This window comes from Citrobacter sp. MGH100, from assembly GCF_001034465.1.
GTDB lineage: Bacteria > Pseudomonadota > Gammaproteobacteria > Enterobacterales > Enterobacteriaceae > Citrobacter > Citrobacter youngae.
In genome coordinates this window covers 413,965-429,906 of sequence record NZ_KQ089801.1, presented here as the reverse complement: position 1 = coordinate 429,906, position 15,942 = coordinate 413,965, and the positions used below count along the sequence as shown (strand labels likewise).

Below are 15,942 nucleotides of genomic sequence, written 5' to 3'. Positions count from 1 at the left end.
GGTTCAATACGCAAAGTCATTCAAGTTGCATCAAGGCAGCAAGAGAGTGAATCCCCAGGAGCTTACTGAAGTAAGTGACAGGGGGGAACGAACGTCGCTAACGTAGAGGCAACCTGAAGGATGAAGCGTATTAAGTACAAATAAGCATATAAGGAAAAGAGAGAATGGCTAAGGGGCAATCTTTACAAGATCCGTTCCTGAACGCACTGCGTCGGGAACGTGTTCCAGTTTCTATTTATTTGGTGAATGGTATTAAGCTGCAAGGTCAAATCGAGTCTTTTGATCAGTTCGTGATCCTGTTGAAAAACACGGTCAGCCAGATGGTTTATAAGCACGCGATTTCTACTGTTGTCCCGTCTCGCCCGGTTTCTCATCACAGCAATAATGCCACCGGCGGCACTGGCAGCAACTACCATCACGGTAGCAACGCGCAAGGTTCATCTGCGCAACAGGACAGCGAAGAAACCGAATAAGGTTGTTAGCTGTTTTACACACGGGGAGCCAGCGATCCTGCGTTCCCCGTTGATATATATTAAGGGGTTGACGCTTGTTTGACCGTTATGATGCCGGTGAGCAGGCGGTACTGGTACACATCTATTTTTCGCAAGACAAAGATATGGAAGACCTCCAGGAGTTTGAATCTCTGGTTTCTTCCGCCGGTGTCGAAGCAATGCAGGTGATTACCGGGAGCCGTAAAGCACCGCACCCGAAGTATTTTGTTGGTGAAGGTAAGGCAATCGAAATTGCCGAAGCCGTAAAAGCGACTGGCGCTGCGGTGGTGATTTTTGATCATGCTCTAAGCCCTGCCCAGGAACGTAACCTGGAACAGTTGTGCCAGTGTCTTGTTATCGACAGGACTGGTCTTATTTTAGATATTTTTGCCCAGCGTGCGCGGACCCATGAGGGTAAGTTGCAGGTTGAGCTGGCGCAGTTGCGCCATATGGCTACGCGTCTGGTCCGTGGCTGGACTCACCTTGAAAGGCAAAAGGGCGGGATTGGTTTGCGTGGTCCGGGTGAAACCCAGCTCGAAACCGACCGTCGTTTGCTGCGTAACCGCATTTTGCAAATACAGTCGCGCCTGGAAAAAGTTGAAAAGCAACGTGAGCAGGGGCGGCAGTCGCGCAAGAAAGCGGATGTCCCAACTGTATCACTGGTGGGATATACCAACGCCGGAAAATCCACCCTGTTCAACCAGATAACCGAAGCCCGGGTCTACGCAGCGGATCAGTTGTTTGCGACCCTGGATCCGACGCTGCGTCGAATAGACGTAGCGGATGTCGGTGAAACCGTGCTGGCGGATACCGTAGGGTTTATCCGTCATTTACCGCACGACCTGGTGGCGGCGTTTAAGGCCACTTTGCAGGAGACTCGTCAGGCGACCTTGCTGCTGCACGTCATTGATGCAGCAGATTTTCGTGTGCAGGAAAACATCGAGGCCGTCGACGCGGTGCTCGAAGAGATCGATGCACATGAGATCCCGACCCTGCTGGTGATGAATAAAATCGATATGCTGGATGATTTTGAACCGCGTATCGACAGAGATGAAGAGAATAAACCCATTCGCGTTTGGGTATCAGCGCAAACGGGGATTGGTATACCACAACTTTTTCAGGCTTTGACAGAGCGACTTTCCGGTGAGGTTGCGCAACATACGTTGCGTTTGCCGCCGCAGGAAGGGCGACTGAGAAGCCGGTTTTACCAACTTCAGGCAATAGAGAAAGAGTGGATGGAGGAGGACGGCAGCGTAGGTCTGCAGGTTCGTATGCCGATCGTAGACTGGCGTCGCCTCTGTAAACAAGAACCGGCACTGGAAGACTATGTTGTCTGACCTGACGGATATGGCCTGAAGATTTTTTCGCCTCTATTCCTCGTGGATTTTATGCGGCAGAAAGGCGGCAAGTCCTGAAATCTCCAGGTGCATAGTCAACTATGTGACTGGGGTTGAAAGATGTAGCCAACGCATCTGCAGCGCAAAAAACGCAGGTATAGCATCGCATAACAAATATGGAGCACAAACATGGCGTGGAATCAGCCCGGTAATAACGGACAAGACCGCGACCCCTGGGGAAGCAGCAAACCTGGCGGCAACCCAGAGGGAAATGGAAACAAAGGTGGTCGCGATCAGGGACCTCCCGATCTGGATGATATCTTCCGCAAACTGAGTAAAAAACTCGGTGGTTTGGGTGGCGGTAAAGGTACGGGTTCTGGTGGTGGTAGTTCATCACAAGGCCCGCGTCCGCAACTGGGCGGCCGAGTCTTTACTATCGCAGCGGCAGCTATCGTCATTATCTGGGCGGCCAGCGGTTTCTACACCATTAAAGAAGCGGAACGTGGCGTGGTGACACGCTTCGGTAAATTCAGCCATCTGGTTGAGCCGGGTCTGAACTGGAAACCGACCTTTATCGACGAAGTGACCCCGGTCAACGTGGAAGCTGTGCGTGAACTCGCCGCATCCGGCGTGATGCTGACATCAGACGAAAACGTCGTGCGCGTTGAAATGAACGTGCAGTACCGTGTGACCGATCCGCAGCGTTACCTGTTTAGCGTAACCAGCGCGGATGACAGTCTGCGTCAGGCAACCGACAGCGCCCTGCGTGGGGTCATCGGTAAATACACCATGGATCGTATCCTGACTGAAGGGCGCACCGTTATTCGTAGCGATACCCAGCGTGAACTGGAAGAAACCATTCGTCCATACAACATGGGTATCACCCTGCTGGACGTCAACTTCCAGGCTGCACGTCCACCGGAAGAGGTAAAAGCGGCGTTTGATGATGCTATCGCAGCGCGTGAAAACGAGCAGCAGTACATCCGTGAAGCAGAAGCGTATACCAACGAAGTTCAGCCACGTGCAAACGGTCAGGCGCAGCGTATTCTGGAAGAAGCGCGTGCGTATAAGACCCAGACCATCCTGGAAGCACAGGGTGAAGTGGCTCGTTTCGCAAAAATTCTGCCGGAATATAAAGCCGCACCGCAGATTACTCGCGAGCGTCTGTATATCGAAACCATGGAAAAAGTGCTGAGCCATACCCGTAAAGTACTGGTTAACGATAAGGGCAGCAATCTGATGGTTCTGCCGTTGGATCAGATGCTGAAAGGTGGTAATGCGCCAGCAGCGAAGAGCGACAGCAGTTCAAATCTGCTGCGTCTGCCACCGGTAACGTCTTCCAGCACTGGGGCAAGCAACACCTCGTCCACCAGTCAGGGCGATATTATGGACCAACGCCGCGCGAACGCGCAGCGTAACGACTACCAGCGTCAGGGGGAATAACGATGCGTAAGTCAGTTATTGCGATTATCATCATCGTTCTGGTAGTTCTGTTCATGTCTGTCTTTGTGGTCAAAGAAGGCGAGCGCGGTATTACACTGCGCTTTGGTAAAGTTCTGCGTGACGATGACAACAAGCCGCTGGTCGTTGCACCAGGCCTGCACTTCAAGATTCCGTTTATTGAATCCGTGAAGATGCTGGATGCGCGTATTCAGACCATGGACAACCAGGCCGATCGCTTTGTCACCAAAGAGAAGAAAGACCTGATCGTTGACTCCTACATTAAGTGGCGTATCAGTGACTTTAGCCGCTACTACCTGGCAACGGGCGGTGGCGATGTTTCTCAGGCAGAAGTGCTGTTGAAACGTAAGTTCTCTGACCGTCTGCGTTCTGAAATTGGTCGTCTGGACGTGAAAGACATCGTTACCGATTCCCGCGGTCGTCTGACCCTGGAAGTCCGTGACGCGCTGAACTCCGGTTCTGCTGGCACGGAAGATGAAGTCGCGACGCCGGCGGCGGATAGTGCGATAGCCGAAGCGGCTGAACGTGTTCAGGCTGAAACGAACGGTAAAGTACCGGTCATCAACCCGAACAGTATGGCGGCACTGGGTATCGAAGTGGTCGATGTGCGTATCAAGCAAATCAACCTGCCAGCTGAAGTGTCCGAGGCTATTTACAACCGTATGCGCGCTGAGCGTGAAGCGGTAGCGCGTCGCCATCGTTCACAAGGTCAGGAAGAAGCGGAAAAACTGCGTGCAACAGCGGACTATGAAGTCACTAAAACGCTGGCAGAATCTGAGCGCCAGGGCCGCATCATGCGCGGTGAAGGTGATGCAGAAGCCGCTAAATTGTTTGCCGATGCGTTCAGCCAGGATCCTGACTTCTACGCCTTCATCCGTAGCCTGCGCGCTTACGAGAAGAGTTTCGAAGGAAACCAGGATGTGATGGTCATGAGCCCGGACAGCGATTTCTTCCGTTACATGAAGACGCCGAATAGCGCAACACGCTAAAATAGCTCCAGCGGTTTTAGACCAGCAAAACCACCGGCATCCCCAGGGATGCGGTGGTTTTCTTTTTATATAAGGACGACGGATGAATTCAACAATTTTGCTGGCGCTTGCGCTGGTTTTGGTGCTGGAAGGCCTGGGCCCTATGCTGTATCCCCGCGCCTGGAAGAAAATGATCTCGGCGATGGCACAACTTCCTGAAAATATTTTACGTCGTTTTGGTGGAGGTCTTGTGGTTGCGGGCGTAGTGGTCTACTACATGTTGAGGAAAACGATTGGCTGAACAATAAGTAGACTAATTTGCAGGATTTTGGATGCAAAAAGTGCTGTATATCTGAAAAAGCGGTGGTAGAATCCATTTTTAAGCAAACGGTGATTTTGAAAAATGGGTAACAACGTCGTCGTACTGGGCACCCAATGGGGTGACGAAGGTAAAGGGAAGATCGTCGATCTTCTGACTGAACGGGCTAAATATGTTGTGCGCTACCAGGGCGGTCACAACGCAGGCCATACTCTCGTAATCAACGGTGAAAAAACCGTCCTCCATCTTATTCCATCAGGTATTCTTCGCGAGAATGTAACCAGCATCATCGGTAACGGTGTTGTACTGTCTCCGTCTGCGCTGATGAAAGAGATGAAAGGGCTGGAAGATCGTGGTATCCCGGTTCGTGAGCGCCTGCTGCTGTCTGAAGCGTGTCCGCTGATCCTTGATTATCATGTTGCGTTGGATAACGCTCGTGAGAAAGCGCGCGGTGAGAAAGCGATCGGCACCACCGGTCGTGGTATCGGCCCGGCTTATGAAGATAAAGTGGCTCGTCGCGGTCTGCGCGTTGGCGATCTGTTTGATAAAGCAACTTTCGCTGAAAAACTGAAAGAAGTGATGGAATATCACAACTTCCAGCTGGTGAATTTCTATAAAGTTGAAGCAGTTGACTACCAGAAAGTGCTGGATGACGTGATGGCAATTGCCGACATCCTGACATCTATGGTTGTTGATGTTTCCGATCTGCTGGACCAGGCGCGTAAGCGTGGCGATTTCGTCATGTTCGAAGGTGCGCAGGGTACGCTGCTGGATATTGACCACGGTACCTATCCGTACGTAACGTCTTCCAACACCACCGCAGGTGGCGTGGCAACCGGCTCCGGCCTGGGTCCGCGTTATGTGGACTACGTTCTGGGTATCATCAAAGCTTACTCTACACGTGTCGGTGCGGGTCCGTTCCCGACTGAGCTGTTTGATGACGTTGGCGAGTTCCTGTGCAAACAAGGTAACGAGTATGGCGCGACCACCGGTCGTCGTCGTCGCACCGGTTGGCTGGACTCCGTTGCTGTGCGTCGCGCAGTACAGATTAACTCCCTGTCTGGCTTCTGCCTGACCAAACTGGACGTACTGGACGGTTTGAAAGAGGTGAAAATCTGTGTCGCTTACCGTATGCCGGATGGTCGTGAAGTCACGACGACTCCGCTGGCAGCTGACGACTGGAAAGGTATTGAGCCGATTTACGAAACCATGCCGGGCTGGTCTGAATCTACCTTCGGCGTGAAGGACCGTAGCGGTCTGCCGCAGGCAGCACTGAACTACATCAAGCGTATTGAAGAACTGACCGGTGTGCCGATTGATATTATCTCAACTGGCCCAGACCGTACTGAAACCATGATCCTGCGCGACCCGTTCGACGCATAATTCTGGTTATAGCGTGGCGTCGAATGGCGCTGCGCTTGCACTATCTTAGGCCGGATGGAGTGCTTTGCAGCAGCATTCGGCTTAAAATCACGTAAGTTCCTCGCTTTTTTCCTTCCTGAACTGAAATAAATTAGCGACCTGGCTGGTGGCTGGTTTATCATCAATATAATTAATACCACCAGGTTTATCCGTTTTATCCCTTTTCCTGAGGTTGATGTGCAGTTAACAAGTTTCACCGATTACGGATTACGTGCGCTAATCTACATGGCGTCACTTCCCGAAGGACGTATGACCAGTATTTCTGAGGTGACAGAAGTCTACGGCGTGTCCCGTAATCATATGGTCAAAATAATCAATCAACTTAGCCGGGCGGGCTTTGTTACTGCTATTCGTGGAAAAAATGGCGGTATCCGCTTGGGCAAACCGGCTAAAGCTATTGGTATTGGTGATGTGGTTCGCGAGCTGGAACCGCTATCGTTGGTCAATTGTAGCAGCGAGTTTTGCCACATTACCCCAGCCTGTCGACTCAAACAGGCGCTTTCTAAGGCAGTGCAAAGTTTTCTCACGGAACTGGACAACTACACACTTGCTGATTTGGTTGAAGAAAATCAACCGCTTTATAAATTATTGCTGGTGGAGTAATGAAGTCCAAAGTATTTCGCGTCGCATTGCGGCGGCAACTGAGCGACTCCCGGGAGCTTACAAAAGTAAGTGACTGAGGGGGAGCAAAGGCAGCCAACAAAGAGGCGTCGTGAAAGACGAAGGAATTCCATCAGAGCTGACAATGGAGGAACCTCGATGTCACAAGATCCTTTCCAGGAACGCGAAGCAGAAAAATACGCGAATCCTATCCCGAGCCGGGAATTTATCCTCGAACATTTAACTAAACGTGAAAAACCGGCCAACCGCGATGAGCTGGCCGCTGAACTTAACATTGAAGGTGAAGAGCAGCAAGAAGCGCTGCGTCGCCGCCTGCGCGCCATGGAGCGTGACGGGCAACTGGTCTTCACCCGCCGTCAGTGCTATGCGCTGCCAGAACGTCTTGACCTGCTGAAAGGCACCGTTATTGGCCACCGTGATGGCTACGGCTTTCTGCGCGTTGAAGGCCGCAAAGATGACCTGTACCTGTCCAGCGAGCAGATGAAAACCTGCATTCATGGCGATCAGGTACTGGCACAGCCGCTGGGCGCGGACCGTAAAGGTCGTCGCGAAGCGCGTATTGTGCGCGTCCTGGTGCCAAAAACCAGCCAAATTGTCGGTCGCTACTTTACCGATGCTGGCGTTGGGTTTGTTGTCCCTGACGACAGCCGTCTGAGTTTCGATATCCTGATCCCGCCGGAAGAGGTGATGGGGGCTCGTATGGGCTTTGTGGTCGTCGTTGAACTGACCCAGCGTCCGACTCGCCGCACCAAAGCGGTGGGTAAAATTGTTGAAGTGCTGGGTGACAACATGGGAACCAGCATGGCCGTTGATATGGCCCTGCGTACTCATGAAATCCCATACATCTGGCCGCAGGCAGTAGAGAAACAGGTCGCCGGACTGAAAGAAGAAGTGCCGGAAGAGGCGAAAATAGGACGTGTCGATCTGCGCGATCTCCCTCTGGTCACTATTGACGGCGAAGATGCGCGTGACTTCGACGATGCGGTTTATTGCGAGAAGAAACGTGGCGGCGGCTGGCGTTTATGGGTGGCGATTGCTGACGTAAGCTATTACGTTCGCCCGCCGACTCCGCTGGACCAGGAAGCCCGCAGCCGCGGCACATCCGTCTACTTCCCATCGCAGGTTGTTCCGATGCTGCCGGAAGTGCTGTCTAACGGATTGTGTTCGCTCAACCCGCAGGTGGACAGGTTGTGTATGGTCTGCGAAATGACCATTTCGTCGAAAGGCCGTTTAACCGGCTTTAAATTCTACGAAGCGGTCATGAGTTCCCATGCTCGTCTGACTTACACCAAGGTCTGGCACATGCTGCAGGGCGACCAGGAACTGCGTGAGCAGTACGCGCCGTTGGTTAAACACATTGAAGAGCTGCACAACCTCTACAAAGTGCTGGATAAAGCGCGTGAAGAGCGTGGTGGTATCTCGTTTGAAAGTGAAGAAGCGAAGTTTATCTTCAATGCTGAACGCCGTATTGAGCGTATCGAGCAGACGCAACGTAATGACGCGCACAAACTGATTGAAGAGTGCATGATCATGGCGAACATCTCAGCGGCGCGATTCGTTGAGAAAGCCAAAGAACCCGCACTGTTCCGTATTCACGATAAGCCGACGACCGAAGCGATTAACTCGTTCCGTTCCGTGCTGGCGGAGCTGGGACTGGAGCTGCCTGGCGGCAACAAACCGGAGCCACGTGATTACGCGGAACTGCTGGAGTCGATTGCTGACCGACCTGACGCAGAAATGCTGCAAACCATGCTGCTGCGTTCGATGAAGCAAGCGATTTACGATCCGGAAAACCGTGGGCACTTTGGCCTGGCGCTGCAATCTTATGCGCACTTTACCTCGCCGATTCGTCGTTACCCGGATCTCTCCTTGCACCGGGCAATTAAGTATCTGCTGGCGCAGGAGCAGGGCCATAAAGGCAACACCACGGAAACCGGTGGCTACCATTATTCGATGGAAGAGATGCTGCAACTGGGTCAACACTGTTCAATGGCAGAGCGCCGTGCTGACGAAGCCACGCGCGATGTCTCTGACTGGCTGAAGTGCGACTTCATGCTGGATCAGGTGGGTAATGTCTTTAAAGGCGTGATTGCCAGCGTGACGGGTTTTGGCTTCTTTGTCCGCCTTGATGAGCTGTTTATCGATGGTCTGGTGCATGTCTCCTCCCTGGATAACGACTACTATCGTTTCGACCAGGTTGGGCAGCGCCTGACGGGGGAATCCAGCGGTCAAATGTATCGCCTGGGCGATCGGGTGGAAGTCCGTGTGGAAGCTGTCAATATGGACGAGCGTAAAATCGACTTCAGTTTGATCTCCAGCGAACGTGCGCCGCGCAATGAAGGTAAAACCGCGCGCGAAAAAGCGAAAAAAGGCGATGCGGGTAAAAATACCGGTAAACGTCGTCAGATGGGCAAAAAGGTGAATTTCGAGCCGGACAGCGCTTTCCGCGGCGAGAAGAAAGGCAGAGCCAAACCTCAGGCGGATAAGAAAGCGGCTGAGAAGAAAGGCGACAAAAAAGCGAAAAAGCCATCGGCAAAAACGCTTAAAATCGCTGCCGCCACCAAAGCTAAACGTGCGGCGAAAAAGAGCGTCGCACAATAACCGCCACAAACAGTAAGTCGGGCAACCCCGCGTTGCCCGCGTTACGCATAAACTATTAACGAGTACATTCATGAGTGAAATGATTTACGGCATCCATGCGGTGCAGGCTTTGCTGGAACGTGCGCCGGAGCGCTTCCAGGACGTCTTTATTCTCAAAGGTCGTGAAGATAAACGCCTGCTGCCGCTGATCCACGCACTGGAAGCACAGGGTGTTGTCATCCAGTTGGCTAACCGCCAGTTCCTGGATGAGAAAAGCGAGGGTGCGGTACATCAGGGAATTATTGCTCGCGTGAAACCGGGTCGTCAGTACCAGGAAAACGATCTGCCGGATCTGATTGCTACACTCGATCAGCCGTTCTTTTTGATCCTCGATGGCGTCACTGATCCACATAACCTGGGCGCATGTTTGCGTAGCGCCGATGCTGCCGGCGTGCATGCGGTTATCGTACCGAAGGATCGTTCTGCGCAGCTGAATGCGACGGCGAAAAAAGTCGCCTGTGGCGCGGCAGAAAGCGTACCGCTGATCCGCGTGACCAACCTGGCGCGCACCATGCGTATGTTGCAGGAAGAGAACATCTGGATCGTTGGTACCGCAGGCGAAGCTGACCATACGTTGTATCAGAGCAAAATGACCGGACGTCTGGCGCTGGTAATGGGTGCAGAGGGCGAAGGTATGCGCCGTCTGACCCGTGAACACTGTGATGAACTGATCAGCATCCCAATGGCCGGGAGCGTTTCGTCGCTGAACGTTTCGGTTGCGACGGGAATTTGCCTGTTTGAAGCTGTTCGTCAACGCGGCTAAGCTTATTTTTCGGAAAAAGCCATCCTGATTAGGATGGCTTTTTTTTATCTTATACGCGTATGATTAAAGGTGAAAAACGATATTTATTTATAATTGACTAATATATGGGAAATATATGGCATGGAATCCGCAGGTGCTTGCTGAAGCACTACAAACTCTTCATGAATTAAATATAGATATTGAAAATAATGAGCGATCATTAATTATTAAAATGAATGATTATGGCGATTTGCCGCTCAGTGTTTTATTTACATCCAGCCAGATTATTATTGAAACCATTATTTGTCCTGTCAGTAGTATTCATCAGCAAGATGAGTTTAATGTTTTCTTATTGCGTAATCAGAAACTCCTTCCTCTGTCTTCCGTGGGGATTTCACGCGTTCAGCATGATGAATATTACGTCGCATTTGGGGCGCTTTCCCTGAACTCATCGTTGGATGATGTGGTCCTGGAGATGACGACGCTTGCGGATAACGCGCTGGATTTGGCTGAAATCACTGAAGAATACACTCACGAATAACAAGGAACGCTATTTATGGGAATTTTAAAAAGCCTGTTTACCCTCGGCAAGTCCGTACTTTCTCAGGCGGAAGAGTCAATTGAAGAAGCGCAGGGTGTGCGGATGCTGGAACAACATATTCGTGATGCGAAGGGTGAACTGGATAAAGCCGGAAAATCGCGGGTTGACCTGCTGGCGCGCGTGAAGCTGAGTCATGACAAGTTGAGCGATCTGCAGGCACGCAAAAGTAGTCTGGAAACGCGAGCGCTGGAAGCTCTGAGTAAAAACGCTAACCCGTCTCTGATTAACGAGGTTGCAGAAGAAATTGCCCGTCTGGAGAATGTCATTACCGCTGAAGAGCAAGTGCTTACTAACCTTGAAACCTCTCGTGATGGCGTTGAAAAAGCGGTTAGTGCTACCGCGCAACGGATTGCACAGTTCGAGCAGCAGCTGGAGGTGGTAAAGGCTACAGAAGCGATGCAGCGCGCCCAGCAGGCCGTGACCACGTCGACCGTGGGCGCGTCTTCCAGCGTGTCTACAGCCGCAGAGTCGCTCAAGCGTTTACAAACGCGCCAGGCAGAGCGTCAGGCCCGTCTGGATGCCGCTGCGCAGCTGGAAAAGGTTGCGGATGGGCGTGACCTGGACGAGAAGCTGGCCGAAGCCGGCATTGGGTCAGCCAATAAAAGTTCGGCTCAGGATGTTTTGGCACGACTGCAGCGCCAGCAAGGCGAGTAAACGTCGGTGAAATGCGCCAGCCTCGAAAGAAGGCTGGCAGGTCATTAAAGGAAAATAATGATGAGTTTTTTCCAGCGCTTATTTGGTAAAGCGGATGTTGCTGCGCCAGTTCGCGGGCCGTTGGGGTTACATCTGAATGCCGGGTTTACGCTCAATACATTGGCGTTTCGCCTGTTAGAAGAGGCTTTATTGATCGAATTGCCCGGCGAAGAGTACACCGTCGCCGCGATTAGCCACATCGATTTAGGCGGCGGAAGCCAGATTTTTCGCTACTACACGTCTGGAGAAGAGTTTCTGCAAATCAATACCACGGGCGGCTCAGACATTGATGATATCGACGATATCAAATTTTTTGTTTATGCAGAAAGCTACGGGATTTCGCAGAAAAAAAACTGGCAGTCTGCCATTAGCCCATCCGCGATAGGTACGCCAACGCTCTCTTGGCAGGAAGAGCGCTGGCTGCGCTTTTTTAACGAGGAAGAGCCGGGGAACATTGAGCCGGTTTATATGCTGGAAAAAGTGGAAAATCATCAGCATGCCACATGGGATGTACATAATTTTACCATGGGTTATCAGCGCCAGGTTACAGAGGATACATGGGAATACCTGCTGTTGAACGGTGAAGAGTCGTTTAATGAGCTGGGAGAGCCTGAGTGGGTATTCTCGCGGGCGCTGGGTGTGGATATTCCATTAACATCACTTAATGTAATTGGTTAATTTCAGGGAAGGTTACACAATGCACATACTGGATTCATTACTGGCTTTTTGCGCCTATTTTTTTATTGGCGCAGCCATGGTGATCGTTTTTCTTTTTATCTACTCAAAAATCACGCCGCACAACGAATGGCAACTGATTAAAAATAATAATACAGCAGCGTCACTGGCCTTTAGCGGTACGTTGCTTGGCTACGTTATTCCGTTATCCAGCGCGGCAATTAACGCCGTCAGCATTCCGGATTATTTTTCCTGGGGCGGTATCGCGCTGGTGATACAACTTATCGTTTACGGTGGCGTGCGTTTATATATGCCGACACTGAGTGAAAAAATTATTAATCATAATACTGCAGCGGGATTATTTATGGGGACCGCTGCGCTGGCGGGTGGCATTTTTAACGCCGCCTGCATGACATGGTAATGGACGATCATGGCAAGAAAACGTAAATCAGGAAACAAAAACAGGGCGCCAGGGCATTCTGCCATCACGCGAATCGGGCGCCCGATAGATCCTTTTGCCAAAAAACGCAGTCGTTACAGCGGAAAGTACCTGACGTTGGCCATTATGGGCGGAGCGGCATTTTTTGTTCTTAAAGGATGTGCAGACGACGGCAATACCGATAACGATGGCGACGGTACCTTTTACTCCGCGGTGAGTGAATGTATTGATGATGGCAATAGCGCCACCGTTTGTGCTGATGGCTGGAACAATGCGAAAACAGAGTTCTACTCCAACCTGCCAAAGCAGATGAGTAAGCAAAGCTGTCAGACCCAGTTTGGCGACTGCTATCTCGACAGCACCGATCAAAGCTGGGTGCCGGTATTCACCGGTTTTTTACTCAGTCGCGTCATTCGTAAAAATCGCGACGAACAGTATGTCTACAGCAGCGGCGGTTCTTCTTATGCTTCGCGCCCGGTCTGGCGCACGACTTCTGGGGATTACAGCTGGCGTTCCGGTAGTGGAAAAAATGATACCGCGACCAGCCATAGCTATACGACAAAGAAAGTTTCGACGGTTTCACGCGGTGGCTACGGACGTTCGTCCAGCGCGCGTGGGCACTGGGGAGGTTAACGATGCTGCGACATGATGTTCCTGTTCGGCAAGATTTGGACAGGATCGCTTACGATCACGGTTTCGATTTTCATATTATCGATAACGAAATCTACTGGGATGAGAGTCGGGCTTACCGCTTTACGCTCAGACAAGTGGAAGAGCAGATCGAAAAACCTACTGCGGAACTGCACCAGATGTGTCTGGATGTCGTCGAACGAGCAGTTAACGACGAACAGATTATGCAGCAACTGGCGATCCCGCCGCTGTACTGGGACGTTATTGCCGAAAGCTGGCGCAATCGCGATCCCTCTCTGTACGGCCGTATGGATTTTGTCTGGTGCGGAAATAACTCGCCGGTCAAGCTGCTGGAGTACAACGCGGATACGCCAACGTCGCTCTATGAGTCAGCGTATTTCCAGTGGTTATGGCTGGAAGATGCGCGTCGCAAGGGGGTGATCCCTCGCGACGCCGACCAGTACAATGCTATTCAGGAGCGGCTTATTTCCCGTTTTGCCGAACTTTATAGCCCGGAGCCCTTCTATTTCTGCTGCTGTGAAGATACCGATGAAGACCGTACCACGGTGCTGTATTTACAGGATTGCGCACAGCAGGCCGGGCAAGAATCGCGATTTATTTACGTTGAGGATCTGGGGCTTGGCGTTGGCGGCGTTCTCACTGACCTTGACGATAACGTCATTCGTCGCGCCTTTAAGCTCTATCCCCTGGAGTGGATGATGCGTGATGACAACGGTCCGTTGCTGCGCCATCGCCGCGAACAGTGGGTTGAGCCGTTGTGGAAGAGTGTGCTCAGCAATAAAGGGCTAATGCCTTTGCTGTGGCGTTTATTTCCCAACCATCCCAACCTGCTGCCTGCCTGGTTTGACGGTGAAACGCCACAAATTGCGGTTGGTGAAAGCTATGTACGCAAACCGATATTTTCTCGAGAGGGGGGGAACGTCACCATTTTTGATGGTCAGCAGCAGATAGTGGAGCATGCTGAGGGTGATTACGCGGAAGAACCGATGATCTATCAGGCATTTCAGCCGTTACCGCGCTTTGGTGACAGCTACACGCTGATCGGCAGCTGGATCGTGGATGATGAAGCGTGTGGTATGGGGATCCGCGAAGATAATACGTTGATCACTAAAGATACTTCTCGTTTTATTCCTCACTATATTGCGGGCTAACCGTACTTTTGTGATCTCCCTCCGTCGCCAATCATGGGGTTCTGACCATACTTAAGGCGACGGCCATTGACGGAGGGAGACACAATGCACTGGCAAACGCATACCGTTTTTAACCAACCTGTACCGCTCAATAATAGTAACTTATATTTGTCCGACGGCGCGCTGTGCGAAGCGGTTATCCGTGAAGGCGCTGGCTGGGATAGCGATCTTCTCGCCAGTATTGGTCAGCAGCTAGGGACTGCCGAGTCGCTCGAACTGGGTCGTCTGGCCAATGCTTTTCCACCTGAACTATTGCGCTACGACCCACAGGGGCAGCGGCTGGATGATGTGCGTTTTCATCCTGCCTGGCATTTGCTGATGCAGGGATTGTGCGCCAACCGCGTACATAATCTGGCCTGGGAAGAAGACGCGAGGCAGGGAACATTTGTTGCCCGGGCGGCGCGTTTCATGCTGCATGCGCAGGTTGAAGCAGGCACGTTGTGTCCGGTGACCATGACGTTTGCCGCCACGCCGCTGTTGCTCCAAATGTTACCTGCACAATTTCACGACTGGTTGACGCCGCTGCTAAGCGACCGTTATGACTCGCATTTACTGCCCGGAGGGCAAAAGCGTGGGTTGCTGATCGGTATGGGGATGACGGAGAAGCAGGGGGGGTCAGATGTGCTGAGCAATACCACTCAGGCAGAACGTCTTGCAGACGGCGCGTATCGGCTGGTGGGACATAAGTGGTTTTTCTCCGTGCCGCAAAGCGATGCCCATTTGGTGCTGGCCCAGGCAAAGGGCGGTTTATCCTGTTTTTTTGTACCGCGATTTTTACCCGATGGGAGCCGGAATGCGATTTGCCTTGAACGACTGAAAGATAAGTTAGGCAACCGCTCCAACGCCAGCTGCGAGGTTGAATTCCACGATGCGATCGGCTGGCTATTGGGTGAAGAAGGGGAAGGTATCCGCCATATCCTGAAAATGGGCGGGATGACGCGTTTTGACTGCGCGCTCGGCAGCCACGGCATGATGCGACGTGCTTTTTCCGTGGCGATTTACCATGCGCATCAGCGGCAGGTATTTGGTAAACCTTTGATCGAACAACCGATGATGCGTCAGGTACTAAGCCGAATGGCGTTGCAACTGGAAGGGCAGACCGCGCTACTGTTTCGGCTGGCGCGAGCCTGGGATCGTCGTACCGATACGAAAGAAGCGCTGTGGGCCAGATTATTCACACCCGCAGCGAAATTTGCCATCTGCAAAAATGGCATGCCGTTCGTTGCCGAGGCGATGGAAGTGCTGGGCGGGATTGGCTACTGCGAGGAGAGCGAGCTACCGCGCCTGTACCGTGAGATGCCGGTAAACAGTATCTGGGAAGGCTCCGGCAACATTATGTGCCTTGATGTATTGCGGGTACTGACAAAACAACCCGGCATCTACGATATGCTCAGCGAAGCCTTTGCGGAGGTAAAGGGACAAGATCGGCATTACGATCGAATGGTGCGCAAGCTGCAGCAGCATTTACGTAAACCCAGCGAGGAGTTGGGACGGGAGATTACGCAGCAATTGTTCCTGCTCGGCTGCGGGGCGCAGATGTTGCGTTATGCCTCTCCGCCAGTCGCGCAAGCCTGGTGTCAGATGATGCTGGATACGCGTGGTGTAACACAGTTTTCTGCACAGGTGCAGGGTGATTTGCTGCTGCGGGCGACGGGAGGAATACGGTAATACTATGCCAGATGGCGATGCTGT

Annotated in this window: 16 protein-coding genes; all 16 read left to right on the top strand. The window is 52.2% G+C overall.

Features of this window, described 5'->3' with window-relative positions; translation table 11 throughout:
- Positions 1-164 precede the first annotated feature (164 nt).
- Complete coding sequence (hfq, locus tag SK32_RS13670; protein WP_003025584.1) at positions 165-473, top strand: RNA chaperone Hfq; 309 nt, start codon at positions 165-167, stop codon at positions 471-473.
- A gap of 74 nt (positions 474-547) precedes the next feature.
- Entirely contained in the window at positions 548-1,828 is a 1,281-nt protein-coding gene (hflX, locus tag SK32_RS13665; protein ID WP_048212893.1) for a ribosome rescue GTPase HflX, read from the top strand.
- A 189-nt stretch (positions 1,829-2,017) separates the two neighbouring features.
- The gene (gene hflK / locus SK32_RS13660) at positions 2,018-3,271 is read left to right on the top strand and encodes an FtsH protease activity modulator HflK (protein ID WP_048212892.1); all 1,254 of its coding nucleotides are present in this window, start codon (positions 2,018-2,020) and stop codon (positions 3,269-3,271) included.
- 2 nt (positions 3,272-3,273) lie between these two features.
- Positions 3,274-4,278, top strand: a complete 1,005-nt coding sequence (hflC, locus tag SK32_RS13655) for a protease modulator HflC (protein ID WP_005122169.1) — start codon at positions 3,274-3,276, stop codon at positions 4,276-4,278.
- A gap of 82 nt (positions 4,279-4,360) precedes the next feature.
- Entirely contained in the window at positions 4,361-4,558 is a 198-nt protein-coding gene (locus SK32_RS13650; protein WP_005122170.1) for a DUF2065 domain-containing protein, read from the top strand.
- Between the two features lie 102 nt (positions 4,559-4,660).
- Complete coding sequence (gene purA, locus SK32_RS13645; protein ID WP_048212891.1) at positions 4,661-5,959, top strand: adenylosuccinate synthase; 1,299 nt, start codon at positions 4,661-4,663, stop codon at positions 5,957-5,959.
- A gap of 216 nt (positions 5,960-6,175) precedes the next feature.
- Positions 6,176-6,601, top strand: coding sequence for a nitric oxide-sensing transcriptional repressor NsrR (gene nsrR / locus SK32_RS13640; RefSeq protein WP_005134424.1), 426 nt, complete (start codon positions 6,176-6,178; stop codon positions 6,599-6,601).
- Between the two features lie 156 nt (positions 6,602-6,757).
- Entirely contained in the window at positions 6,758-9,220 is a 2,463-nt protein-coding gene (gene rnr / locus SK32_RS13635; RefSeq protein ID WP_048212890.1) for a ribonuclease R, read from the top strand.
- A gap of 70 nt (positions 9,221-9,290) precedes the next feature.
- Entirely contained in the window at positions 9,291-10,022 is a 732-nt protein-coding gene (gene rlmB, locus SK32_RS13630; RefSeq protein WP_003830482.1) for a 23S rRNA (guanosine(2251)-2'-O)-methyltransferase RlmB, read from the top strand.
- Between the two features lie 115 nt (positions 10,023-10,137).
- A complete protein-coding gene (locus tag SK32_RS13625) occupies positions 10,138-10,542 on the top strand; it encodes a YjfI family protein (protein ID WP_048212889.1) in 405 nt (134 codons plus the stop codon).
- Positions 10,543-10,557: 15 nt separating this feature from the next.
- Positions 10,558-11,256, top strand: coding sequence for a PspA/IM30 family protein (locus SK32_RS13620; protein ID WP_048212888.1), 699 nt, complete (start codon positions 10,558-10,560; stop codon positions 11,254-11,256).
- 57 nt (positions 11,257-11,313) lie between these two features.
- On the top strand, positions 11,314-11,973 hold the full coding sequence (locus SK32_RS13615; protein WP_048212887.1) for a YjfK family protein: 660 nt from the start codon (positions 11,314-11,316) through the stop codon (positions 11,971-11,973).
- Between the two features lie 19 nt (positions 11,974-11,992).
- Positions 11,993-12,391 (top strand): DUF350 domain-containing protein, encoded by a 399-nt coding sequence (locus tag SK32_RS13610; RefSeq protein ID WP_048212886.1) that lies wholly within the window; start codon positions 11,993-11,995, stop codon positions 12,389-12,391.
- Between the two features lie 9 nt (positions 12,392-12,400).
- A complete protein-coding gene (locus SK32_RS13605; protein ID WP_048212885.1) occupies positions 12,401-13,042 on the top strand; it encodes a DUF1190 domain-containing protein in 642 nt (213 codons plus the stop codon).
- Between the two features lie 2 nt (positions 13,043-13,044).
- Positions 13,045-14,211: a glutathionylspermidine synthase family protein gene (locus SK32_RS13600; RefSeq protein ID WP_048212884.1), complete on the top strand. Its 1,167-nt coding sequence runs from the start codon at positions 13,045-13,047 to the stop codon at positions 14,209-14,211.
- A gap of 84 nt (positions 14,212-14,295) precedes the next feature.
- Positions 14,296-15,918 (top strand): isovaleryl-CoA dehydrogenase, encoded by a 1,623-nt coding sequence (locus SK32_RS13595; protein ID WP_048212883.1) that lies wholly within the window; start codon positions 14,296-14,298, stop codon positions 15,916-15,918.
- The last annotated feature ends 24 nt before the right edge of the window (positions 15,919-15,942 follow it).